The following is a 26,109-nucleotide window of genomic DNA, read 5'->3' as shown; positions in this document are numbered from 1 at the left end:
TAATATTATATTATATTCTAATTATAATAGTTAAGAATTAATATAATACTAAATTTAATATTTTATTAGGTATATAAATTATTTTTTTTATTTTGGCATGATTAGTATATTTAATTATTGAAGGTTCTAGTTTAGCTAAGTTAACAATTTGTTCTTTAGATAGAGAAGAACTAGTAGATATTCTACAACGTATTTTTCCATTAATTTGTATTATAATTTTTGTTTTAAATTGAGTAATAATTGCATTAGGATCAAATTTTGGCCATAAAATTTCACCGTTTTCAGTATGTGTATTTAACATGTTTTTTAAAATGAAAAAACTAAAATGAGGTACAAACGGATATAACATTTTTATAATTATAGTTAAAGCTTCTTGTACTAATAGGTAATCTTGTTCATTTTCTATTGTTTGTTGAATAATGTAGTTAACACATTTCATAATTTCTGATATGGCTGTATTAAAAGTTTTACGGCGTTCGATGTCATCAGATACTTTTGCAATAGTTTTGTGTAGTAAAGAACGTATTTGTTGTTGTTTTATTGTCAGTTTTTTAAGATATATTTTTTTTTGAAAAAAAATATTATTTATATGATAGTATATTAATTTCCATAATTTTTGTAAGAAACGATGAATACCTTTTATTCCAGATTCTTTCCATTCTAGTGAATTTTCTACAGGTGCTGCAAACATAATAAATAGTCTAACTGTATCTGCTCCATATTTTTTAATCATAATATCAGGTTCTATTCCATTATTTTTCGATTTTGACATTTTTATCATACCAGCATGAATTAATTTTTTTTGTGTTATATTATGTATATATACTTTTTCTCCTATTGTATTTTTTTTAATTTGAACAAATTTAGGATCAATCCATTTTTTTTTATTATCATGTGTTATATAATAAAAAGCATTTGAAAGTACCATTCCTTGACATAATAGTTGTTTTATTGGTTCGTCTGTTTTTACCCAACCAAAGTCTCTTAATAATTTATGATAGAATCGAATGTATATTAAATGCATTGTAGCATGTTCAATTCCTCCTACATATTGATCTATTGGTAGCCAATAATTAGAAGCATTTTTATCTACTATGCCAGTATTAAATTTTGGTGAAATATATCTTATGTAGTACCAAGAAGATTCCATAAATGTATCAAATGTGTCAGATTCTTTAAAAAATTTTTTTCCATTTATATATATTGGATGAATTTTATTTTGATTTTTAGTATGTTGAAAATTTACTATATTTTTTTGTTCAGATAATATGAGTGGTAATTGATTATCTGGGATTGGAGTAATTTTACCTTTTTTATTCGTGAGCATAGGAATAGGTGTACCCCAATATCTTTGTCTAGATACAGTCCAATCTTTTAGTTTATATTTTACATTTAATTTAGCGATGCCGTTTTTTTTAAGTATTTTATTAATTATTGTAGAATTAATTTGTTTATTTTTTAGATCATTTAAATGATCAATATATAATATTTTTTTTGTATTGTTTTTGGTTTTATATTGATTACAAGTATATTTTTTATTATATAAAATAAATTTAGGTTGTTTTTTTATTTGATATTTAGTAGCAAAATTAAAATCGTTTTTATTGTTTATAGGTGTTGAAAAAATAGCATCGCTAATATCGTTAATAAGTAAGATATTATTTATCCAGATAGGTAATAAAGCTTTAGTTAATGGGTGTATAGCATATTGATTGGTATTTATTCCTAATGTTGTTATACAATTTATAGAATTTTTTTTCTGCATAATGTTACATATATTTTGTATAAATTTTTTAATTTTTTTTCTTTTTTTTATTATTTTTTGAACAAAGTCATGGAATGGTGAAATAGATATATATGTTGTATTTATAATTTCATCAGGTATATTGGTCTGTATTATAATTTTTTCTGTACTATTTAAAATTTTTAAAGAAATTTCATATATTTCCATACGACCAATCCAATTTTTTTGCATTTTTTTTACTTTATCAGGCCATTGTGTTAAATATTTTATATCATTAAGTAATTCTTCGGCATATTTAGTAGTTCTTATAAACCATTGAGATATGTATTTCAAAATTACTTTGGTATTACAACGCCAACAACATCCATTAATTATTTGTTCATTTGCCAATACAGTTTTGTCTGTAGGGCACCAATTAACAGATGATTTTTTCTTGTATACAAGATTTGATTGATATAATTTAGTAAAAAACCATTGTTCCCAATGGTAAAAACTGGATTCACATGTAGTAATTTCTCTACTCCAGTCATAACTAAAACCTAATAGTTTTAACTGTTTCTTCATTTTTTGTATATTTTGATAAGTCCATGTTTTCGGTGAGATATTATTTTTAATTGCTGCTTCTTCTGCAGGTAATCCAAATGCATCCCAACCCATAGGTTGTAGTACATTTTTACCTAACATTCTATGATAACGAGATATCACGTCACTAATAGTATAATTTCTAACGTGACCCATATGTAAATTTCCTGAAGGATATGGAAGCATAGCTAAACAATAATATTTTTCTTTATTTATATTTTCTGTAACTTTAAAGTAATTATTTTTTTCCCATATATTTTGTACATATGGTTCTATTTGTTCGGGTTGGTATATTTCATCTATGTTATTATATGTAGTCATATGATTATAATTAATATAAAAAAATAAGCATGTTATTATTGGTGTGTATAATTAAAATATTTTCTGTATATATGTAAAGTTATATAATATATATAATATGTAATTAATATATAAATAATTTATTTATTATTTGGAATCACTGTATTTTATTATATATATGTTTTCATATATATATATAATTTTAAATAATTTATAATATATTACTATATATATTTTATATATATTTATCAATTACTGTATATATAATTTAATTAATACTATTTGTTGGTAAGCTAACATGTAATCGTATTAATTGTTTATTATTAGCTAGTTGTATTGTAAATAAATACCCATTAATATTTATGGTATCTCCTATTTTAGGAAGATATCCGCATGTTTTAATTACTAAATCTCCAATTGTATTAACTTCTTTCTTATTAAAATTAGTATTAAAAATTTTATTAAATTCTTCAATTTTTGTAATAGCTTGGATGGTAAAAGTTCGTGTATTGAGTTTTTTAATATTTATTTTTTTTTTTTGATAATAAGTATTATTTATTTTTACAACTATTAATTCTAAAATATCTTCTATAGTAATTAATCCAGAAACAGTGCCAAATTCATCTATGACAATTGCCATATGAAATTGGTTCAAACAAAATTCTTGTAGCATGTTATTAACATACTTGCTTTCCGGTACAATAATAGCTGGTCGTAAAATATTTTTTATATAGAATTTTTTTTGTTTATTTTTTATGAATAGTAATAAATCTTTAGCTATTAAGATTCCTTTAATATAATTATTATCTTTGCTTATTACAGGAAATCTAGAATGTTCTGACTTAATTATGATATGTAAACATTTATCAATTGTATAATGTGGTTTTAATACGATCATTTGTGAACGTGGAATCATAATGTCTCGTATACGTTGTTTAGTAATGTTTATTATACCTTCTAACATATTACCAGTATTTTGATCTATCAGAGTATTTTCTTTTGAATCGTGTATTAATTTTAACAATTCTTCTTCATTTTTAGGTTCATCATGAAATATTTGATTTAATAAAATAGAGAAAAAACTTTTTTTATTTTCTTTATTTTTTTGTTTTTTATTGTTCATATGATATTAATATATATTTTATGTTTAATATTTTTTTGTGTTAAAAATATAATAATTAGTGTATATGGATAATAAGTATTAATATATTAAAATTGATATGGATTATTATATCCTAAAGATAACATAATGTTACTTTCTAACGATTCCATTTTTCTTTGTTGTGTTTTTGTTGTATGTTTATATTGTAATAAATGTAATGTGCCATGAATAATTATATGGGCCCAATGGGACTTTATGTTTTTTTTTTGTTGCTTAGCTTCTTCCGATAATATTTGACTGCAAACTATTAAATCTCCTAAAAATTTTAATTTTTTTTGACTGTTGTTATCATATGAAAAAGATAAAATATTTGTAGGTTTTTTTTGATTTCTATATTTTTCGTTTATATTGATCATTTCTTTTTTACCCACTATTCTTATAGTAATTTCGTAAGTTGATTGATAAAATTTTAGAATTTCTTTTAACCATTTTTTAAAATCTTTTTTTTTAGGTGTATAAAAAGAATTGATACATGTTTTTTGTATATCGATAATTATTCGTTTCATAGGTGATAAATTTTTTAATATACATTATAATTATAATTTATGAATAGAATTTTTTTAATGTTAAATTAATTCTCCTTTTAAAGAATTTTGATAGTAATGAGTGATTTTTAAATTCACCAATGTTCCAATCATTTTTGGAGATCCTGTAAAATGAACTATTTTGTTAGTGTCTGTTCTTCCAGACAGTTTCATAATATTTTTTTTTGAAATTCCTTCAACTAATACAGATTGAGTACTATGTAATATCTTTTTATTCCAATATTCAGTTTGTTGATTAATTAATTTTTGAAGGGTATAAAGTCTTTGTTTTTTTTCATGTTCTTGAATATTATCTAATAATTTTGACGCTGGTGTTCCAGGTCTAGGAGAATATAAAAAACTATAACTTGTATCAAATTTAATTTCTCGAACTAATGATAAAGTTTTTTGGAAATCATGTGATGTTTCACCAGGAAATCCTACAATAAAATCAGAACTTATATGAATGTTAGGACGTATCTTTAATATTTTTTTTATAATTTTTTTATATTCTGAAATAGTATGAGATCTTTTCATTAATTTAAGAATTCTATCTGATCCGCTTTGCACTGGTAGATGGAGATAGTTTACCAGTTTTGGAGTATCTTTATATACTTCAATAATATCATCTGTAAATTCAATTGGATTGCTAGTAGTAAAACGAATTCTTTTGATTGTTTCTATTTTTGCTACATCTCTTAATAATTCTGAAAATTTATAAATTGTTCCATTCTTGTTAAATATTTTATATGCATTGACATTTTGTCCTAACAAATTGATTTCTTTGACTCCTGTTTTTGATAATTGATATATTTCATGTAAAATATCATTATAAGGCCTGCTAATTTCTCTACCACGTGTATAAGGAACTATACAAAAAGAACAATATTTATTACAACCCTCCATTATAGTGACGAAAGCAGATACTTGTGAAACGTCAGGTTTTAAAATATAATCAAATTTTTCTATTTTAGGAAAAGTAATATCTATTACAGTATTTTTTGATTTATGTACGTTTTTTATCATATTTGATAAACGATGAAGTGTTTGAGTGCCGAATATTATATCAACATATTTTGCGCGTTCTTTTATTTTTTCACCTTCTTGTGTAGCTACACAACCTCCTACTGCAATGATTAAATTTGGATTTTTATATTTTAAATTTTTCCATCTACCTAATTGATGAAATACTTTTTCTTGTGCTTTTTCTCTGATTGAACATGTGTTTAAAATTAGAATATCAGCTGTTTCAGATGTATCAATGATATCATAATTATTTTCTTTTTTTAATATTCTGGAAATAATTGATGAATCATAATTATTCATTTGACAACCCCAAGTTTTAATATATACTTTTTTTTTCATTTTTTTTTTACTTATTGTAAGAATTGATTTTGTCATCCAGTATATTAAATAATAATAACGATCCGTGCTATGTCATGAATAAAAAAATGTGTTGTAAATAGTAAATTTGATTACGTTAGAGTATTTTTTTAGTATGTAATTTAATTTATTTATATTTTTATAAATATATAATTTTATTTAAATGGAAATATCAGCTTTAATTCGTGGAAATGGTTTGTATCCTATAAAACAAAAATTATTAATATGATATTCAAATAATGAATTAGGTTTGTTTTTAATAATTAATGTTGGTTTTTTTTTAGGAGTTCTTAAAATTTGATATTTAGCTTGTGTTAAATGGTTATTGTATAAATGAACGTCTCCTCCTGTCCATAATAAATCACCAACAGATAAATTGCACTGTTGTGCGAACATATGTATTAACATTGCATAGCTCGCTAGATTAAATGGTAGTCCTAAAAATACATCACACGATCTTTGATATATTTGACAACTTAAGGTATTATCTATAACATAGAATTGAAATAATATATGACATGGAGGTAGTGCCATTTTTGGTATATCACTAACATTCCAAGAAGAAACTATAATTCGACGTGAGTTAGGTTCGTTTTTTATCATATATAAAGCATTTTGAATTTGATCTATGTATGTATTTTTGGATGTTTTCCATTTTCTCCATTGTTTGCCATAAATAGGACCAAGATCTCCTTTTTCGTTAGCCCATTTGTTCCATATAGATATTTTTTTTTGATTTAGATATTGAATATTAGTTTCACCTTTAAGGAACCACAATAATTCATATATAATAGATGGTATGTGACATTCTTTTGTTGTTACTAAAGGGAAACCATGTTGTAAATTAAATTTAATATGGTATCCAAAAATAGATAAAGTACCAGTACCAGTTCTATCTTGTTTATTTTTTCCATCTTTTATAATTTTTTTTACTAAGTTTAAATATTCTTTCATGTTTTACCTAGCTATGAAATTTTTTATTTTTTAACATAATTTTTAATTATTATTATTATTCCTATTATAATCATTGGAAATGATAATATTTGACCTATACTAAATATATCTAAATATAAACCAATTTGAGGATCTGGTTGACGATAAAGTTCACCGATAATACGAAATATTCCATAAAAAATTAGAAATATTGATGATAAGGTACCATTTTTATAAGTACGTTTTGATAATATATGTAATATAACAAAAAGAACGATTCCTTCTAAAAAACATTCATATAATTGAGAAGGGTGTCTCGGTAATGTTCCAAACTGATTCATTATAGGTTTAAATTCTGGATGTATTATAGAAATATTTAAGTCTTCTTCATATGATTTTGGAAAAAAAACAGAGACGGGTGCGTTTAGTGATACTTTACCCCATAATTCACCATTAATAAAATTTCCAATTCTACCAGCTCCTAGTCCGAAGGGTACAAATGGAACAATAGAATCAGTAATTTTAAAGAAATTGTTTTTATTCTTTTTTGCAAAAATAAATATAGTAATTATTACTCCAATGAGTCCACCATGGAAAGACATTCCAATGTTCCATATTTTAAATATATTGAAAATATGATGTAAATAATAATATGGATGATAGAATATTATATATCCTATTTTACCACCTAATAACATAGCAAAAAAAGAACAGTATAGTATATTTTCTATTTTTTTTTCAGTTTTTTTATTTTTTTTTTACTAAAATAAAGTATAAATATAAAACTGATAAGGTAAAGTATTCCATACCAGTATAAGGAAAAAGAACCTATAGATATCATTATAGGATTTATTTTTGGAAAATTAATATAAATATGATTCATTTTTTTTATATATATATTAAATGTTTAATAAATGAATATATGTGTAAAATATGATATTAAGTCTATTATTTTCGTTATTAATTTTATCTATTCAGGTATATTACATTCAGTTTCTGATTTTAACATATCTATTATTGATTGTCTTTTTCTTATGGTATAAAATTTATTGTTTTTACATAATATTTCTGCTATTAAAGGACGACTATTATAATTTGAGGACATAGAAGCACCATAAGCACCTGTATTATGGAAAATTAAGTAATCTCCAATTTTTAATAGAGGTAATTTTCTAGTTAGAACATCTCCTGTATTAGTTTGCGTGAATATATCTCCTGATTCGCATAATGGTCCTCCGACAATAGTATTTATTGTTTTTTTTGTTTTGATAAGATGTCCAGTATGAGAATAAGCTGAAATTTTGTGATAACTTCCATACATAGTAGGTCTCATTAAATCATTAAATCCAGCATTAATAAGAACAAAAGTATTTTTACCCATTTTTTTTATTGTTCTTACTTCAGTTAATAAAATACCTGATTCTGCTATTAAAAAACGTCCTGGTTCAATTTCTAATTCTATTGGATGATTTAAATGTTTAGAAATACGTTTTCTAGCATTATCCCATAATAAAAAATAGTTTTCTATATCTATTTTTTTATCTTTACAGTGATATGGAATAGGTAGACCGCCACCAGCTGATATTGATTTTATATTTTGATTTAATTGTAAAACTGTATGTACCATAGCATCGCATACTTTTTTAAGGTGATGGTAATCAGACCCTGATCCAATATGCATATGAATTCCTATTAATTTTAATTTATATTTTTTTATTGTATCTATAGCTAAAGATGGATTCCATATTCCATGTTTACTGTTTTCTCCTCCGGTATTTGTTTTTTTATTGTGACCATGGCCAAATTTAGGATTAATTCTTAACCAAATACAATGTCCAGGGGATATTTTTCCTATTTGTTCTAACATGTTAATTGAACCTATGTTAACAGTGATGTTTAAATCAACAATTTTATATAGGGTTTCTCTATCAAATAAATCGCCTGTAAAAATAATTTCATGATTATTAGGGGTAAAACCTGCTAGTAAAGCACGCTCAATTTCACCTAAGGAAACAGCGTCTATTTTAACATTATATTTGCGTAATGTTTTTAAAATATGAATGTTTGAACATGCTTTCTGTGCATATCTAATTACATCAAATTTATTTAATTCTTGTATTTTTTTTTTTATTATTTCATAATAATAAATCCATATAGGTGTATAATGTTTTTTGATTAATGGTAGTATATTTTTTATATTTGTATACGGTTCGTTCATTTTTAATGGAATGTTCATTTTGATCTCATTTAATTTAACAAAATATTTAATATTGTTGAACATTTTTTTATAGAGGACGTAATGTTGGAAATAGTATTACATCTTTAATACAATTTTGATTTGTTAATAACATAATTAATCGGTCAATTCCAATACCTAAACCAGCTGTAGGTGGTAATCCATATTCTAATGCTGTAATATAATCTTCATCATAAAAAAAATGATTATTGTTGTGTTTTTTTATTAGTCTTTGTTCATTAAATCTTTCTTTTTGATCTATAGAATCATTTAACTCAGAAAATCCGTTACCAATTTCATATCCTGCTATAAATAATTCAAAACGGTCAGCGATATTAGTATTATCTTTGTTTCTTTTAGCTAATGGAGATACATCTATTGGGTAATGTGTAATGAAAGTGGGTTCTATTAATTTTTTTTCTACAGTTTTTTCAAATATTTGTATAATGTAATGTCCTATTGTCCAATTTTCATTAATATTTATTTTTAATGTTGTTAAAATTTTCTTTAATTTATTTTTATTTTCTAAATCAGATAATTTTATATCTTTATTAAAGAGTAATATTGCTTGATGCATGGTAATACGTCTAAATTTTTTAGAAAAATCAAGGGTATATTCTTTATATTGTATCGTATTATTATTGTATATTTTTTGTGTAATATTTTTTAAAAGATTTTCTATAAATTGCATCATATCTTCATAATTAGCATATGTTTCATATAATTCTAACATAGTAAATTCTGGATTATGACGTGTTGATAACCCTTCATTTCTAAAATTTCTATTAATTTCAAATATTTTATTAAAACCTCCAATAATTAATTTTTTTAAATATAATTCTGGTGCTATTCTGAGATATAAATTAATATTTAATGAATTATGATATGTTATGAAAGGACGTGCAGTAGCTCCTCCAGGAAGATGATGCATCATTGGCGTTTCAACTTCTAAAAAATTTTTTTCTAACATAAAGTTACGAATAGTATTTAATATAATTGAACGTTTTTTAAATATTTTTTGTGATGTTTTATTACTAATTAAATCTAAATAGCGTTGTCTATATTTAATTTCTGAATCAGATAATCCGTTAAATTTATTTGGTAATGGGCGTAATGTTTTTGTTAGTAGTTGTAATTTAGTAGCATAGATAGTTAATTCATTAGTTTTTGTTCTAAAGATATTACCTATTACTCCAATAATATCTCCTAAATTCCATTGTTTAAATTGATTTGAATAAAAATTAATGGGTAATTTTTTTTCTGTGACGTAAATTTGTATTTTTCCATCAGCGTCTTGTAATAAAAAAAAAGAACTTTTTCCCATTATTCTTTTTTGAGTCATACGACCTGCTATTTTTACTTGAACATTTTTTATTTTTAAGTTTAGGTTGTTTTCATTACGATATTGAACATGAATTTGATTAATAGTTACGTTTGGTTTAAAATCGTTAGGAAAATTAAAACCTTTTTTTTGCATGTAAATTAACTTTCTTGTTCTTATATCTTTTTCTGTATTTAGTTGGTTTTTTTTTTCTTTATTTTTTTTAGTATCATGACACATATTTTTTTAAAATCCTAATTTTAAATTGTTGATTATAAATTGATCCAAATGACCATTAAGTACAGATTGGACATTATGAGTTTCTATTCCAGTACGTATGTCTTTTATTCGAGAATCATCCAGTATATAAGAACGAATTTGATTTCCCCAACTTATATTGGATTTTGTAGCATCTAGTTCTTTTTTTTTAATTTGTTTTTTTTGTATTTCTAATTGATGTAATTTAGCGTACATTTGTTTCATTGCTTGTTCTTTATTTTTATGTTGAGATCTATGATTTTGTGATTGAGTTACAGTATTAGTTGGTAAATGGGTAATTCGTACAGCAGATTCTGTTCTATTGACATGTTGTCCCCCTGCTCCTGATGCACGGTAAACATCAATACGTAAATCTGAAGAATTAATATGAATATTAATTTTATCATCTAATTCTGGGTATATAAAAACTGAACAAAAAGATGTATGTCGTCTATTATTAGCATTAAATGGGCTTTTTCTCACCAATCTATGAATACCGTTTTCTGTTCTTAACCATCCAAAAGCGTAATCTCCATTGACTTGTATAGTAGCAGATTTAATACCAGCTATGTCTCCTGCTGATTCTTCAATTATTTTTGTTTTAAATCCTTTTTTTTCACTCCATTTTAAATACATTTTTAATAACATTTTTGTCCAATCTTGAGCGTCTATTCCTCCAGAACCAGATTGTAAATCAATATAACAGTTAAGTGTATCATGTGTTTTAGAAAACATATGTAAAAATTCTAGTTTTTCTATTTCTATTGTTGTAATTTCTATTTTTTGATTGATTTCATTTATAATATTTTTATTAAATTGCGATTCATAATTTTTTAATATATGTATAATTTTTTCAATATTTTCATCTATATTATTAATAGAGTTAATTAATTGAATTAAATATGTATGTTCTTGTGTAATTTTTTTTGTCAATGAAACATTATTCCATATAAATGGTTTTTCTAATTCTATTTCTATATTGAATAGACGTTCTTTTTTTTTATCGTATTGATGCATTATTAATAACATTTTTTTTCTGTGTATTAATTGTTTTATTGTATTGTGAATAGTGTTAATTTCTAACATATTATTTTATTAAACCTAATTTATAGAGAAATTTTATTTATGACGTTATTATAGTATATATACTAACGATAGAAATAGTATTGTAATAATCATTTAATAAAGTGTAATTTGTTTTCAATGTATTGTTTAATTATTATAATTGTTCTGAAGATATAAAATATAATGATACAATTTATATTGGTATTAATTTATTTAATTGAATCGTGATATAAAAAAGTATAATATTATATTTTTATAAATTTTTTTTTGATATTATATGTATATTACATATACATATAATTCTTAATATTATAGGAAATTATTATTATGCAAAGAATTAATTTTTGTAATTTAATTTATCCTTCTAATAAAGTTCCTTTAAGTTTTATTCAATTAAATGATTGGTCTTGCATTCGAATTGATGGTGTGGATAATAAAAAATATTTGCAAGGTCAAATTACGATTAACTTAGATTTATTACCTTATAATAAACATATTTTTTGTGCTCATTGTAATATTAATGGTAAAATATGGAGCACTTTTCATTTATTTTATTGTAGAAATAGTTATATGTATATAGAACGTACTGATGTCTCTTTAATACAAATTTTTGAATTAAAAAAATATTCTATTTTTTCCGAAGTAATAATACGTAAAGATAATGATGTATTATTATTTGGTATAGTAGGCAATGGAAGTAGACAAATTTTAAAAAATTTTTTTTTAAAATTACCAGATAAAGACAATTCTGTTATATGTCATAAAAGTGCTATTTTATTATGGTTTAATTCTCCATTAGAACGTTTTATGTTAATTATTAAAAAAAATAATTTAATGTTATCTAAAATAATAAATTGTTTTTCTCAAATAAGCACAAGTGATCAATGGTTATCATTAGATATTGAATCTGGTTTTTCTATAATAAGTAAAATGACAACTAATAAATGTTCTCCATTATCTGTTAATTTAGAGAATTTAAATGGAATTGATTTTAATAAAGGTTGTTATTTTGGACAAGAATCCATTGCAAAAATAAAATTTAAATCAGCGAATAAACAATCTTTGTTTTGGTTAATAAGTTGTTATCCAAGTACTATCATACCTAAAATTGGTTCTTTAATTGAATTAGATAAAGAGAATAATTGGTATATTGTTGGTTATGTTTTGATTGCAATAAGTATGTATAATGGATATATTTGGATACAAGCTGTATTGCATAAAAATATAGATTTAAAAAGTAATTTACGTATTTTTAGTGAAGTAAATAATTTATTTTTTGTACATAAAAAATTTTAATTTACTAAAAATAAATTTTATTAACAATATAATAGGGTAATGTAATAATAATTAAATATTATCTATATTATTAGTACTTTACTATATTTTGATACACTTTAAATATATTAATAATAATGATGATGGATACAGGTATACTTTTTGTTATTTCTGCCCCAAGTGGTACTGGTAAATCTAGTTTAATTAAAGCATTATTAAATTCATCAGTATTAACATATCAAATAAAAGAATCAATATCATATACTACGCGTCATATTAGGAAGGGAGAAAAAAATGGAGAACATTATTTTTTTATTTCAAAGGAAAAATTTAAAAAAATGATTATTGGAGAAGAATTTTTAGAATACGCGAAAGTATTTAACAATTATTATGGAACTTCTCGAAAATATGTTGAACATACTTTATTTAATGGTATCGATGTTTTATTAAATATTGATTGGCAAGGAGCTAAGCAAATACGAAAAAAAATACCAGATTCTAAGAGCATTTTTGTTTTACCTCCATCTAAACATGAGTTATATCGTCGACTGAATAATAGAGGTCAAGATAGTAATTTAGATATATTAAAAAGAATTCAAAAGTCTACGATAGAAATTCAGCATTATATTGAATATGATTATTTAATTGTTAATGATGATTTTAATGTTGCAATGTACAATTTAATTACAATTATTCAAGCTGAACATTTATGTATAAAGAGACAACAGAAAGTCAATCAATTAATTATTAACCATTTATTAAATAATTAATTTTAAATATATTTATTAATTTATATTAAGTTGAACCTTATTATAATAAGAAAATATTGAATATTATATAAAATAATTACATAGTTGATTATTATAATAAGGGTCTTTAATATTTTTTTATTACAATTATTACAGTAAATATTTTAATTTCTGTTAGAACGAGATACTCGTTTTCTTTCATTTTCTGTAAGATATCTTTTTCTTAATCTAATAGCTCGCGGCGTAACTTCTACTAATTCATCATCATTAATAAAACTTAACGCATTTTCTAAAGTCATTTTAATAGGTGGAGTTAACACTATTGCTTCATCTGTACCAGATGCTCTCATATTAGTTAATTTTTTTCCTGTTAAACAATTGACAGTAAGATCATTGATTCGATTATGTATTCCAATAATTTGTCCTTCATATACTTGACTACCATGACCTAAAAATAATTTTCCTCTGTCTTGTAAATTATATAATGCAAATCCTACAGTTATACCTTTATTATTAGAGATTAGAACACCGTTTTTTCTTTGATTTAAACTGTTAAATTGCATATTATCATAATGACTAAATGATGAATAGAATAATCCTGATCCGGATGTAATATTTGTAAATTCTGAACGGAAACCAATTAAGGAACGACTAGTAACAATATAATCTAACCGTATCCTTCCTTTATTATCTGGTATAATGTTTTTTATTTCTCCTTTTTTTTCTCCCATAGTAGTCATAATACTACCTTGATGTTTTTCTTCTATATCTAATGTTACATTTTCAAATGGTTCTGTCATTATGCCATTAATTTCACGAAAAATCACTTTTGGACGAGATACGGCAAGTTCAAATCCTTCTCTACGCATATTTTCAATTAATATAGATAAATGTAATTCTCCACGTCCAGATACGCAAAATATGTTTGAGTCGGATGTTTCTTCAATTAATAAAGCAACATTATGTATTTCTTCTTTTTTTAATCTGTTGAAAATTTGTCTAGCTGTTAAATATTTTCCTTCTTTTCCAGAAAAAGGTGAAGTATTAACGGAAAAAAACATTTTTACAGTTGGTTTTTCTATATTTAAAACAGGAAGTGGTTGTAAATTTTTTGGATCACAAATTGTATCTGAAATATTTATTTTATTTAATCCAGTTAAAGCAACAATGTCTCCAGCATATGCTATAGGTATTTCAATTCGGTTGAGTCCTGAGTAATGAAGTACTTTTCCTATTTTCGCTGATTTATTTTTTCCATTCGGTTCAATAATAGTTACTAACTGATTAGGTTTAATAGAACCTTGTTGAATTCTACCAATACCTATAATACCTAAATAGTTATTATATTCTAATTGAGATATTTGCATTTGTAATGTACCTTGAGGGTTTACATATGGTGGTGACACATATTCAATAATAGCTTCATATAAAGGGATCATATTGTTACACATATTTGTATAATTTTTTCCCGCGGTACCTAGCAATGCAGAAGTATATATAACAGGAAAATCAAGTTGTTCATCAGTTGCATTTAAATTAATAAATAAATCAAATATTTGTTCTATAACCCAATTTGGTCTAGCATTTTTTCTATCGATTTTATTTATTACTACAATTGGTTTTATTTTATAGTCGAAAGCTTTTTTTGTCACAAATCGAGTTTGTGGCATAGGACCATCTAGTGCGTCAACTACTAGTAATACTGAATCAACCATAGACATAACACGTTCTACTTCACCGCTAAAATCAGAATGTCCTGGAGTATCTACAATATTAATTCGATAATTTTTCCATTGAATAGCGGTATTTTTTGCAAGTATAGTAATTCCTCTTTCTTTTTCTAAAACGTTAGAATCCATGATTCTATCAGTGGTAATTTCATGGTTTTGAAAAGTTCCTGATTGTTGTAGCAATTTATCTATTAAAGTAGTTTTACCATGATCTACATGAGCTATTATAGCTATATTTCTTAGATTTTTATTCATTTTATTGTCTCACAATTTTAAATTGTATTAAATTACTTTATAAAATATTATGATTATGTGAAAATTTAATGAATTAATATATATATATTGTTATTATAGTAAAATATAAAACTGAATTAAACTGATTTTTAATCATCTGTAATTATATAAATTTTAAGTTAATGTATAAAAATATTTTTTAAAAAAATATAGTGATGACATATTTCAATTATCTGATAATAAAGGACAATATGCTTTGATTAAAAATAATTATATAAATACACATTTTGTTAGTAGTGAAATAAGCGCAATACAATGTAATAATAGTATAACTAAAGAAGTTGCATTTGTTGGTTATTCTAATTGCGGTAAATCTAGTGCTATAAATTTATTAACTAATCAAAAAAAATTAGCTCGCACTAGTAAAACTCCAGGTAGAACTCAGTATATAAATTTTTTTTCCATATCTCATGATAATTTTTTAGTTGATTTACCTGGATATGGATATGCTAATGTAGCAAAATTTTTAAAAAATAAATGGGAACATATGATTTTTAATTATTTAAAAAAAAGAACGTGTTTAAAGGGAATAATTTTATTTATGGATATTAGACATAATATGAAAATGTTAGATCGTAAAGTTTTAAAAATTGCTTTAAATAATAATATTCCAGTTTTGATTTTATTAACAAAAATAGATAAAATTTTATTAAATGATCAAAAAATAGAGTTCAATAAAGTTAATAGAGAAATATTGAAATATTCTTCTAAACTATTTTATGTAAATGTATTTTCTGCTGTAAAAAAAATAGGAGTGAATACATTACGTCAAAAATTAGATAATTGGTTATATAGTAAAGAATAAATATATTTTGTGTTTTTATTGTTTATACTATCAATTTCATAATACATTTTATGTATTCAATTTTTTATGACACTAGATAATATGTCGCCCCAGTTTTTTCCTAATTTTACATTTACACATACAGGGATATCTAATTTACAGCTATTTTCCATAATTTTTTTTATTTCTTGACAAATATTATGTGCTTGCATTTGTTGTATTTCGAAAATTAATTCATCATGTATTTGCATAATCATTTTTGCTGTCAAAGTATATTTAGTTTTTAATAAATGATGTATTTTTATCATAGACAACTTCATTATATCTGAAGTAGTACCTTGTATAGTGGCATTAATAGCTGTTCTTTGAGCAGCTTGACGAATATTGATATTTTTTGAGAATATATTCGGAATATATATTTTTCGTTTATGTAATGTTAATACATATCCATTAATCAGTGCTAATTTACTAGTATTTTTTATATACTGTAATATTTCTGGATGTTTAGTATAATAGGTGGTAATATATTTTTTTGCTTTCAGTATACTGATATTTAATTGTTTTGATAAATTAAATGGGTTGATTCCATAAATTACACTAAAATTAATCATTTTTGCAAATTGTCTTTGCTTGTTTATGACATTTTTTACAGGTATATTAAATATTGAAGCAGCGGTCATTAGATGAATATCCGTTTTTTCATTAAATAATTTAATGAAATATTTATCTTTGGATAAATGAGTAATAATTCTTAACTCAATTTGAGAATAGTCAAAGGAAACAATAAGAAAATTTTTTGGTGCTATGAAAGCATTTCTAATTTTTTTTCCATAAAAAGTTGTAGATGATGGAATGTTTTGTAAATTTGGATTACTAGATGATAATCTTCCAGTCAAAGTATTAATTTGATTGTAACATGTATGTATTCTGTTAGTAATCATATTAATTTTTTTTGGCAAAAGTGTTACATATGTTGATTGTAATTTATATAAACTTCTATATTTTTTTACAGATTGCATTAATAAATCTTTTTTATTTTCATATATTGTATTTGGTATAGTGATTAAAATTTCTTTAATTTGTTTGCTTGACAGTAAATTAATTTTTTTTTCTATTAATTTATAAATATATTGTTCTAATTCTAATAATTCAATATTTATTTTTTTTTCTTGTTCTCTTAATATATTTTTATCAATTAATACACCATTTTTTTCTATATTTTCTATTATTATTATTAATGGTAATTCTATATTATATATTGTTTTTTTTGTGATTTTTTCTTCATATAAAAAATTTGATATCTTTAAATATAATTTTAAATTAATTGCAGATGTATTAAATTTTATAAGTGAATCATATATTTTATTTTGTTTTTGTGTTATCCATAAATTTATCAGATTGTAGATATCTTTATTTTTTTTTATACAATTATTTAGTGCATGTGATGCAATCATAGTATCAAAAAAATTACTATATAATTTTATATGGTATTTTTTTAATATATGAATATTTTTTTTTATATTAAATCCTATCTTTAATATATGTTTGTTTTCAAAAATTAATTTTAGTTGTTGTAACATATAATAATAGTAAGATATATTAATTTTATTTTTATTATTACAACATTCATAAATAGAAACAGGTAAATAGAATGACTGATCAATAGTAACTGAAAATAAAAAACCTATAATTTGTTTATTTTCATGTTTACATATTTCAGTTATGATTATAAATGATATTTTTTTATAATATTTTATTTCTTCTAAAAAATGTGCAAATTGTTCTTTATTATTAATAGTAATACATGTTTGATTATTTTTGTCATGTATATTATATTCTATGTTTTTGTTGGTAACCATGCATTGTTTTCTATCTTTTTTTTCCATATATCAAAATTATAATAATGAAATAATCTTATTAGTTCTTTTTTTTGGAATGGTAAATTAATATTCTTTTTTATATTGACATTTAATAGGACATCTTTTTTTATTGTTGCTAATTTTTTTGATAAAAAAGCAATATTTTTATTGGTTTTAATGATATTAAATATTTTGTTAGCTCCGTGAATTGGGATATGTTTTATATTTTCTATATTATTATATATATTTTCTAAAGATTGAAAATGTTTTAATAATATTAAAGCAGTTTTTTCACCTATTTTTGGTACGCCTGGAATATTATCGGCAGAATCTCCCATTAATGATAATAAATCTATTATATGTATAGGAGATATACCATATTTTTTTTTAACTTCTGATATTCCAATAATATTATTGTTATTTGTATGTATAATTTTTATTTTTTTTGTAATTAATTGTAACATATCTTTATCATTCGTACTAATTAATACAGAGTATCCTTGTTTTGCTATTTTATGAGATAGTGTTCCAATTACATCGTCTGCTTCTACAAAAGGAATCATGAATATTGGTATACCTATAAATGTAATTATTTGTTGTAAATGTGGAATTTGTTTTTTTAAGTTTTCTGGAATAGATTTTCTGTTTTTTTTGTAATTTTTAAATAAATGATGTCTAAAATTTTTATATGGAGCATCAAATACACAAATAATGTGATATGTGTTATATTTATGCAATAATTTATATAACATATTTATGACACCATATATTACTCCAGATGGATTCCCTTGGTTATTAGTTAATGATGGTAATGCATAGAATGCACGGTACATATATGTAGTAGCATCTATTATTAAGATTTTTTTATTATTATCTATTTGTATATTGTTCATTTTTTACAGGTATTATATTTTTTGTTAATTATTATAAAGAAATGAATATTATTTAACACATGATATTGTTTATAATATATATTATATAGTGTATTTTTTTATTTTTATGAAGTTAATATTTTATTATATGTCATATAGATGATATTAATATAAGAAATATGTTAATAATTTAAGATATAAAATGAATAATATATTGAGTAAATATTTTTTATAATATGATAGTCGATATTTTTTAATTAAATTTATGCAAATGATTAGATATAAAATGTTACGTTACATATATATTTTATTTTAGATGTAAATATTATTTTTTATTTTCTCTTTATATAAATAGAGATAATAAAAAAATATATATAGTTAATATTTTTTTTAAAAGAATGTTAACTGTTAATATATATCTTATTATGTGTGTAGTAGTTGTACAGGATATATAAATATTCGTTATAAATTTATAATTTAATGGCATTTTTATTTATGTTATAAAAAAAAATATAGTAATTTTTTATATAAATCCATTTGAGCTAATTTATGAAAAAAATCAATAAAACAATATGTCATACTCCTATGATTCAACAGTACTTGTCATTAAAATCTCATTATCCAGATATGCTTTTGTTTTATAGAATGGGTGATTTTTATGAGTTGTTTTATGAGGATGCTAAAAAAATTTCTCATTTATTAAAGATTACATTGACAAAAAAAAGGTTATTCTGGTGGAAAAATAATACCAATGTCTGGAATACCTTGTAATTTTGTTGATTCTTATTTAGTGAAATTAATTAAATTAGGTGAATCTATTGCGATTTGTGAACAAATAGGTGGTATATGTCCAAACACTAATTTATTACAACGTAAAGTTGTGAAAGTAATTACACCAGGTACAGTAACTGATGATATTTTTTTAAAAGATGATCAAGATAATTTATTAAGTTCTATTTGGATGCAAAATAATATTTTTGGTTATGCTACTTTGAATATTTGTTCTGGTTCATTCAATATAGTAGAATATAAAAATTTTAACGACATATTATCCGTGTTAGAAAAAGATAACCCAAAAGAATTATTGTATCCTGAAAATTTTATTTATTATTATGACATAAAATCACGAAGAGGATTGCGTAAACGTTCTGTATCAGAATTTGAATTTTTTAAATCATGGAAACAATTAAGTTTACAGTTTAGTAATATTAATTTATTTCAGTTAGGTTTTTGTAAAGTATATATTGCTGTTTGTGCTGCAGGATGTTTATTACAGTATGTAAAAAATACACATTATTATATGTTACCTCATATAAAATCGATTAAAATAAATAATATTAGAGATAATATTACTATTAATGGGTCAACTTATCGAAATTTAGAAATTATTAAAAATATTTCTGGTGGTACGAAAAATACCTTATGTTCTGTATTAGATCATACTTCTACATCAATGGGTAGTCGAATATTAAAAAGGTGGTTAAATTCTCCTGAACGTAATTTTAATGTTATTAAAAATCGGCAAAATAGTATTTCTGGTTTGCGTAAAATATATATTATTTTGCAGGCAGAATTATGTAACATTAGCGATTTGGAACGAATTACTTCTCGTATTGCTTTACGTACAGCGTCACCAAAAGATTTTATTTCTTTAAAAAAAAACTTTTATACAATTACCGATAATAAAAAAAATATTATTAAATATAAATGTTAGTCATATAAGAAAATTATGTTTTTCAATTAAAGAATTTAAAAAATTATTAAATTTATTAGAACGAGCAATCAATATATGTCCTTCAGATTCAATTCAAGATGGAGGAGTAATATCTTCTGGGTATAATGATGAGTTAGATACATTAAGATTAATAAAAACAGATGGATATCAATATCTGAAAAAATTAGAGATAAAATTAAAAGATATTCTAGGTATAGAATCATTAAAAATTAGATCTAATCGAATCATTGGATATTATATACAAGTTAGTCAAAGACATTGTCAATTAGTACCATCTCATTATAGTAAATGTCAAACATTAAAAAATTGTGAAAGATATTTTTTTAAAGAATTAAAAGATTATGAATCTAATATTTTGGTAGCACAAGAGAAAATTATTAACTTAGAAAAAAACTATATACAGAAATATTTGACATATTCTCTACTGAATTAGATAGTTTATATTCTAATGCTTCGATATTAGCTGAAATAGATGTATTGACCAATTTAGCGGAACGTTCAGTTGCTATGAATTATACTTGTCCAAAATTATACGATTATCCTTTTATTTCATTAATAGATAGTCGTCATCCAGTTATCGAGTCTGTTTTACAAAATTCATTTGTTTCTAATTCTGTTTTATTATCTGAAACAAATAGAATGATTATTATTACTGGAGCTAATATGGGAGGAAAGAGTACTTATATGAGACAAATAGCATTGATTGTTATTATGACTTGGATAGGTAGTTATGTTCCAGCAAAGATAGCAAAAATTGGTAATTTCAATAAAATTTTTATTAGAGTTGGTTCTGCAGATGATTTATCAATGGGAAAATCGACTTTCATGGTAGAAATGACTGAATTAGCTAGTATTTTAAATAATGCTGATAAAAATAGTTTAGTATTAATTGATGAGATTGGAAGAGGTACATCTACTTACGATGGTTTATCTTTAGCGTGGGCATGTGCTGAATATTTAGTACAAGTTATTAAGTCTATTACATTATTTTCTACACATTATTTTGAATTAACTTTATTAGCAGAAAAATTTAAAGAAATAAAAAATATTTATTTTGAAGTAATTGAACATAATAATTTAATTCAATTTACATATATGGTAAAAAGTGGATTTACAAAAAAAAGTCATGGATTAGCTGTAGCTCAATTATCAGGTTTACCAAATTATGTCATTCGTCAAGCTCAAGTAAAACTAAAGGAATTGGAATATTCATCACAAATTTGTAATAATAGAAATTATTTTAAAAAAATTAGAAATATGTTATTTCAAAAGAACTTAAAAGAGAACATTTTATGTGTAATAAAAAATATTGAACCTGATTTACTTTCTCCAAGAGAGTCTTTAGAAATAATTTATTTGTTAAAAGATTACATTTTATCTGATAAAAAATAATTATATTTATATTTTTTTATATATTAAAAATATATAAATATAAGTTATTAATTTATGTATATTTTAAATATTATTAAATAATATATAATATATGTAATATAATTAATAAATTAGTATATGAAAATGAATTATATAAAATAATATTGTTATTAATTAATTTGTATAAAAAATATTTTTTTAAAATATAATTATTAACAATTTAATTATAAAAAAATAATTGAGAAACAAATAAGAAATTAATTTTTATATATGATATTTTATGTAAATATATTAAATATTTTTTTAAAATTTTTATATAAAAAAGTTATTTATAAAATTACATTTTAATTTTATATTATATGTTTATATAATATAAAATTTTTATTATTTTTATTTTATAAAAAATTTACTTTTTATATATACAGTTAATATATCTTCATATTAATTAATGAAGATATATTAATAAATAATGTAATACTATTGATAAATTAGAGATATGATATGTTATCAAGAAAACGGTTATATTGAGTTGATTACAATAAAATATTTTTATAAATTACAATGAATTCAATGTTAAAATATTAATATATGATAGTATTTTCATGTGTTTTGATTATATAGACGATGTTTATATTTTTAATTAAAAAAACATAATTTTATATAAATATATTTACTTTAATTATTATATTATTTGATATATGTTTATATTTTAGTATAATTTGTAATTTTTTATTTCTTTTATTCCATTAAATGGAGCTAATTTGTTTCCTAATATTTCTTCAATTCTTATTAATTGATTATATTTTGCAGTTCTTTCAGATCTACTCATAGAACCTGTTTTAATTTGTCCAGAAGCTGTTCCTACAGCTAAATCTGCTATAGAAGTATCTTCTGTTTCTCCAGATCTGTGTGAAATAATTACAGTATACTTAGCTTTTTTAGCCATTTTTATAGTATCTAGTGTTTCACTTAACGAACCAATTTGATTTAATTTAATTAAAATAGAATTGGCAATTCCTTTTTTAATACCTTTTTTCAAAATTTTTTTATTAGTTACAAATAAATCGTCACCTACAATTTGTATTTTATTACCTATTGTTTTCGTTTGATAAAGAAAACCATCCCAATCTGATTCATCTTGTCCGTCTTCTATTGATGTTATTGGATATTTATTAATTAATTGTTCTAAGTAATGAGTATATTCTTTTGAACTAAAACATTTTTTTTCATTACTTAATGAATATTTTTTTGTATTAAAATTATATAATTCTGATGCTGCGCAATCAATTGCTAAAGTAATATCTTTTCCTGATTTATATCCAGATTTTTCAATAGCGTTTTGGATAAGTTGTAAAGCTGATTCATTAGAATGTAGTTTTGGAGCGTATCCTCCTTCATCTCCTACAGATGTATTCATATTATTTTCTTCTAATATTTTAGCTAAAGTATGAAATATTTCTGAAGATATACGAATAGATTCTTTCATACTGTTAGCACAAATAGGTTGTATCATAAATTCTTGTATATCTAAGTTGTTATTAGCATGTTTTCCTCCATTAATAATATTCACCATAGGCAAAGGCATAGAAAATATTCCAGAAGTTTCATTAATATCAGATATATGTTGATATAAAGGTACTTTTTTAGCTATTGCAGTTGCTTTTGCGACAGCTAATGACACTGCCAAAATGGAATTTGCGCCGAGATTAGATTTATTATTTGTGCCATCTAAATCAATCATTACTCTGTCTATATTTTTTTGTTCTCTTGCGTCTTTTTTATAAATAGCAGAAGCTATAGGTCCATTTATTAATGAAACTGCTTTGGTAACACCTTTTCCTAAAAATCTTGATATATCATTGTCTCTTAATTCAATAGCTTCTCTGGATCCTGTAGAAGCTCCTGAAGGTGAAGAAGCTATACCAATAGATCCTCCTGATAAATGTACTTCAGCTTCTATGGTTGGATGTCCACGAGAATCTATAATTTCTCTAGATATTGTTTTTATTATTTTAAACATTTTTTCTCTTTATTAATATGTAAATTAAATTGTTATGTTATTTTTTTTAGCTGCTTTTATAAATCCAATAAATAATGGATGACCGCAGATAGGTGTTGATGTAAATTCTGGATGAAATTGACAAGCAATAAACCAGGGATGATCTAATAATTCAATAATTTCAACTAATTTATCATTTTTGGATCTTCCGCTAATTAACAATCCATATTTTTCTATTTTTTTTAACAATATTAGATTTACTTCATATCTGTGACGATGTCGTTCTTTTATTGTATTTTTTCCATACAATTTTTTGCTTAAGCTATTCTCAGTTAATATACATATTTGACTACCTAATTTCATAGTTCCTCCTAAATTGCCACGTTTATTTTTTATTTTTGTTTTTCCGTTTTTATCTATCCATTTTTTTATTAAAGTAATTATAGGATATTTACATTTTGGAACAAATTCTGTAGAATTTGCATCTTTCATTCCCAATACATTTTGAGCAAATTCTATTAATGCTATTTGCATACCTAAACATATACCAAAATAGGGTATGTTTTTTTCACGAGCATAGCGTACAGATATTATCTTTCCTAAAATTCCTCTATTTCCAAATCCACCTGGTACTAAAATTCCATTTAAATTATGTAATAATGATACTCCTTTTTTTTCGACATCTTGAGAATTAATAAATTTTATTTTTATTTTAGTTTTTGTTTTTAATCCTCCATGTTTTAAAGCTTCAATAACAGATTTATATGCATCTGGTAATTCAACATATTTACCTACTATACCTATAGTTACTTTATTTTTAGAATTTTCTTCATTGTAAATAACTTGATCCCATTCTGATAAATTAGCTGCAGGAGCTATAATATTAAATCGTTCGCAAATAAAATCATCTATTTTTTGTAAATTTAATAATTTAGGAATTTTATAAATAGAATTAACATCTTTTAATGAAATAACTGCTTTTTCAGATACATTACAAAATAAAGCAATTTTTTCTTTTGCATTTTTAGATACTTCATGCGCTGAACGGCAAATTAGAATATCAGGTTGAATTCCTATAGATAATAATTCTTTTACAGAATGTTGAGTAGGTTTGGTTTTTATCTCTTTAGTAACATTAAGATATGGAACTAATGTTAAATGTATATATATAACATTTTTTCTACCTAAGTCAACGGCCATTTGTCTAATAGCTTCTAAAAATGGTAAGGATTCAATGTCGCCAACTGTTCCTCCAATTTCAATTAAGGCGAGTTCATAGTTTTTCGATCCTTTTATAATTCTATTTTTTATTTCATTAGTAATATGAGGTATTACTTGAATAGTTTTTCCAAGATAATCTCCTTTTCTTTCTTTTTTTAACACTTCAGAGTAAATACTACCTGTTGTAAAATTATTATAACGTGTCATTTTATTTTGAATAAATCTTTCATAGTGACCTAAATCTAAATCTGTTTCTGCTCCATCTTCAGTAACAAATACCTCACCATGTTGAGTAGGATTCATTGTTCCTGGATCTACGTTAATATATGGATCTAATTTCATAATAGTTATATTCATTTTTCTTGCTTTTAGAATAGCTCCTATAGAAGCTGCAATAATTCCTTTACCTAAAGATGAAACTACTCCACCGGTAATAAAAATATAATGTGTAGCCATAGTTAATAACCACAGAGTTTAGTTGAAATAGAACATATAATCTTTATATATAAATATATAAAGATTACAATAATAAGAATTTATATTAGTTTAGATTTAAAATATCTATCAGAGTTATGTATCAATTATATAATATGTATCTGATATTTTTTATTTTTAGTAAATAGATTTAGTAGTGTGTGTCATGACGATATAACAAGCTAACGTTAATATGATGTAATATATAATTTAGAGTAATAATTTTTAATTAGACAAT

The 26,109-nt window shown here is 23.0% G+C and carries 16 protein-coding genes and 2 pseudogenes; 4 read left to right on the top strand and 14 right to left on the bottom strand.

Features of this window, described 5'->3' with window-relative positions; translation table 11 throughout:
• Positions 1-37: 37 nt before the first annotated feature.
• From leuS to prfB, 9 genes and pseudogenes are all read right to left on the bottom strand, one after another.
• Positions 38-2,647, bottom strand: coding sequence for a leucine--tRNA ligase (leuS, locus tag RJX12_RS01760; protein WP_343192046.1), 2,610 nt, complete (start codon positions 2,645-2,647; stop codon positions 38-40).
• Positions 2,648-2,894: 247 nt separating this feature from the next.
• Entirely contained in the window at positions 2,895-3,749 is an 855-nt protein-coding gene (locus RJX12_RS01755; protein WP_343192045.1) for a transporter associated domain-containing protein, read from the bottom strand.
• A gap of 86 nt (positions 3,750-3,835) precedes the next feature.
• Positions 3,836-4,294 (bottom strand): rRNA maturation RNase YbeY, encoded by a 459-nt coding sequence (gene ybeY / locus RJX12_RS01750; protein ID WP_343192044.1) that lies wholly within the window; start codon positions 4,292-4,294, stop codon positions 3,836-3,838.
• 60 nt (positions 4,295-4,354) lie between these two features.
• Positions 4,355-5,677: a tRNA (N6-isopentenyl adenosine(37)-C2)-methylthiotransferase MiaB gene (gene miaB, locus RJX12_RS01745; protein ID WP_343192043.1), complete on the bottom strand. Its 1,323-nt coding sequence runs from the start codon at positions 5,675-5,677 to the stop codon at positions 4,355-4,357.
• 177 nt (positions 5,678-5,854) lie between these two features.
• Positions 5,855-6,649: a thymidylate synthase gene (gene thyA, locus RJX12_RS01740; protein ID WP_343192042.1), complete on the bottom strand. Its 795-nt coding sequence runs from the start codon at positions 6,647-6,649 to the stop codon at positions 5,855-5,857.
• Positions 6,650-6,672: 23 nt separating this feature from the next.
• Positions 6,673-7,502: pseudogene (gene lgt / locus RJX12_RS01735) on the bottom strand (prolipoprotein diacylglyceryl transferase).
• 96 nt (positions 7,503-7,598) lie between these two features.
• Positions 7,599-8,864 (bottom strand): diaminopimelate decarboxylase, encoded by a 1,266-nt coding sequence (lysA, locus tag RJX12_RS01730; protein WP_343192041.1) that lies wholly within the window; start codon positions 8,862-8,864, stop codon positions 7,599-7,601.
• A 49-nt stretch (positions 8,865-8,913) separates the two neighbouring features.
• Complete coding sequence (lysS, locus tag RJX12_RS01725) at positions 8,914-10,425, bottom strand: lysine--tRNA ligase (protein WP_343192040.1); 1,512 nt, start codon at positions 10,423-10,425, stop codon at positions 8,914-8,916.
• A gap of 6 nt (positions 10,426-10,431) precedes the next feature.
• Positions 10,432-11,529: a peptide chain release factor 2 gene (gene prfB / locus RJX12_RS01720; protein WP_343192039.1), complete on the bottom strand. Its 1,098-nt coding sequence runs from the start codon at positions 11,527-11,529 to the stop codon at positions 10,432-10,434.
• A 306-nt stretch (positions 11,530-11,835) separates the two neighbouring features.
• Here prfB and ygfZ point away from each other — a divergent pair, with 306 nt between their 5' ends.
• Both ygfZ and gmk read left to right on the top strand, forming a co-directional pair.
• Complete coding sequence (ygfZ, locus tag RJX12_RS01715; RefSeq protein ID WP_343192038.1) at positions 11,836-12,804, top strand: tRNA-modifying protein YgfZ; 969 nt, start codon at positions 11,836-11,838, stop codon at positions 12,802-12,804.
• A gap of 122 nt (positions 12,805-12,926) precedes the next feature.
• Complete coding sequence (gene gmk, locus RJX12_RS01710) at positions 12,927-13,553, top strand: guanylate kinase (protein ID WP_343192393.1); 627 nt, start codon at positions 12,927-12,929, stop codon at positions 13,551-13,553.
• Positions 13,554-13,696: 143 nt separating this feature from the next.
• Here the strand turns inward: gmk and typA are convergent, their stop codons facing one another.
• Positions 13,697-15,517, bottom strand: coding sequence for a translational GTPase TypA (typA, locus tag RJX12_RS01705; RefSeq protein ID WP_343192037.1), 1,821 nt, complete (start codon positions 15,515-15,517; stop codon positions 13,697-13,699).
• Between the two features lie 235 nt (positions 15,518-15,752).
• Here typA and yihA point away from each other — a divergent pair, with 235 nt between their 5' ends.
• On the top strand, positions 15,753-16,361 hold the full coding sequence (yihA, locus tag RJX12_RS01700) for a ribosome biogenesis GTP-binding protein YihA/YsxC (RefSeq protein WP_343192036.1): 609 nt from the start codon (positions 15,753-15,755) through the stop codon (positions 16,359-16,361).
• Between the two features lie 56 nt (positions 16,362-16,417).
• Here the strand turns inward: yihA and RJX12_RS01695 are convergent, their stop codons facing one another.
• Positions 16,418-18,226, bottom strand: a complete 1,809-nt coding sequence (locus tag RJX12_RS01695) for a DNA polymerase (RefSeq protein ID WP_343192035.1) — start codon at positions 18,224-18,226, stop codon at positions 16,418-16,420.
• Positions 18,178-19,092 carry a 5'-3' exonuclease gene (locus tag RJX12_RS01690; RefSeq protein ID WP_343192034.1) on the bottom strand — a complete coding sequence of 305 codons (915 nt, stop codon included), beginning with the start codon at positions 19,090-19,092 and terminating at the stop codon, positions 18,178-18,180. The genes RJX12_RS01695 and RJX12_RS01690 overlap by 49 nt, the downstream gene beginning before the upstream one ends.
• Positions 19,093-19,620: 528 nt before the next feature.
• Between RJX12_RS01690 and mutS the strand changes: the two are divergent.
• Positions 19,621-22,198: pseudogene (gene mutS / locus RJX12_RS01685) on the top strand (DNA mismatch repair protein MutS).
• Positions 22,199-22,886: 688 nt separating this feature from the next.
• On the opposite strand, the gene eno reads toward mutS, so the two are convergent.
• Both eno and RJX12_RS01675 read right to left on the bottom strand, forming a co-directional pair.
• Positions 22,887-24,197 (bottom strand): phosphopyruvate hydratase, encoded by a 1,311-nt coding sequence (eno, locus tag RJX12_RS01680; protein ID WP_343192033.1) that lies wholly within the window; start codon positions 24,195-24,197, stop codon positions 22,887-22,889.
• Positions 24,198-24,221: 24 nt separating this feature from the next.
• On the bottom strand, positions 24,222-25,853 hold the full coding sequence (locus tag RJX12_RS01675; protein WP_343192032.1) for a CTP synthase: 1,632 nt from the start codon (positions 25,851-25,853) through the stop codon (positions 24,222-24,224).
• Positions 25,854-26,109 lie beyond the last annotated feature (256 nt).

The organism is Buchnera aphidicola (Formosaphis micheliae) (assembly GCF_039403185.1).
Lineage (GTDB): Bacteria > Pseudomonadota > Gammaproteobacteria > Enterobacterales > Enterobacteriaceae > Buchnera_C > Buchnera_C aphidicola_B.
The sequence above is the reverse complement of the archived record's forward strand: the minus strand, read 5'-3'. Positions and strand labels throughout refer to the sequence as shown.

Excerpts from the sequence above, each read along its gene's own strand:
- leuS (WP_343192046.1), bottom strand. The coding sequence starts at position 2,647 with ATGACTACATATAATAACATAGATGAAATATACCAACCCGAACAAATA.
- RJX12_RS01755 (WP_343192045.1), bottom strand. The coding sequence starts at position 3,749 with ATGAACAATAAAAAACAAAAAAATAAAGAAAATAAAAAAAGTTTTTTC.
- ybeY (WP_343192044.1), bottom strand. The coding sequence starts at position 4,294 with ATGAAACGAATAATTATCGATATACAAAAAACATGTATCAATTCTTTT.
- miaB (WP_343192043.1), bottom strand. The coding sequence starts at position 5,677 with ATGAAAAAAAAAGTATATATTAAAACTTGGGGTTGTCAAATGAATAAT.
- thyA (WP_343192042.1), bottom strand. The coding sequence starts at position 6,649 with ATGAAAGAATATTTAAACTTAGTAAAAAAAATTATAAAAGATGGAAAA.
- lysA (WP_343192041.1), bottom strand. The coding sequence starts at position 8,864 with ATGAACATTCCATTAAAAATGAACGAACCGTATACAAATATAAAAAAT.
- lysS (WP_343192040.1), bottom strand. The coding sequence starts at position 10,425 with ATGTGTCATGATACTAAAAAAAATAAAGAAAAAAAAAACCAACTAAAT.
- prfB (WP_343192039.1), bottom strand. The coding sequence starts at position 11,529 with ATGTTAGAAATTAACACTATTCACAATACAATAAAACAATTAATACAC.
- ygfZ (WP_343192038.1), top strand. The coding sequence starts at position 11,836 with ATGCAAAGAATTAATTTTTGTAATTTAATTTATCCTTCTAATAAAGTT.
- gmk (WP_343192393.1), top strand. The coding sequence starts at position 12,927 with ATGGATACAGGTATACTTTTTGTTATTTCTGCCCCAAGTGGTACTGGT.
- typA (WP_343192037.1), bottom strand. The coding sequence starts at position 15,517 with ATGAATAAAAATCTAAGAAATATAGCTATAATAGCTCATGTAGATCAT.
- RJX12_RS01695 (WP_343192035.1), bottom strand. The coding sequence starts at position 18,226 with ATGGAAAAAAAAGATAGAAAACAATGCATGGTTACCAACAAAAACATA.
- RJX12_RS01690 (WP_343192034.1), bottom strand. The coding sequence starts at position 19,092 with ATGAACAATATACAAATAGATAATAATAAAAAAATCTTAATAATAGAT.
- eno (WP_343192033.1), bottom strand. The coding sequence starts at position 24,197 with ATGTTTAAAATAATAAAAACAATATCTAGAGAAATTATAGATTCTCGT.
- RJX12_RS01675 (WP_343192032.1), bottom strand. The coding sequence starts at position 25,853 with ATGGCTACACATTATATTTTTATTACCGGTGGAGTAGTTTCATCTTTA.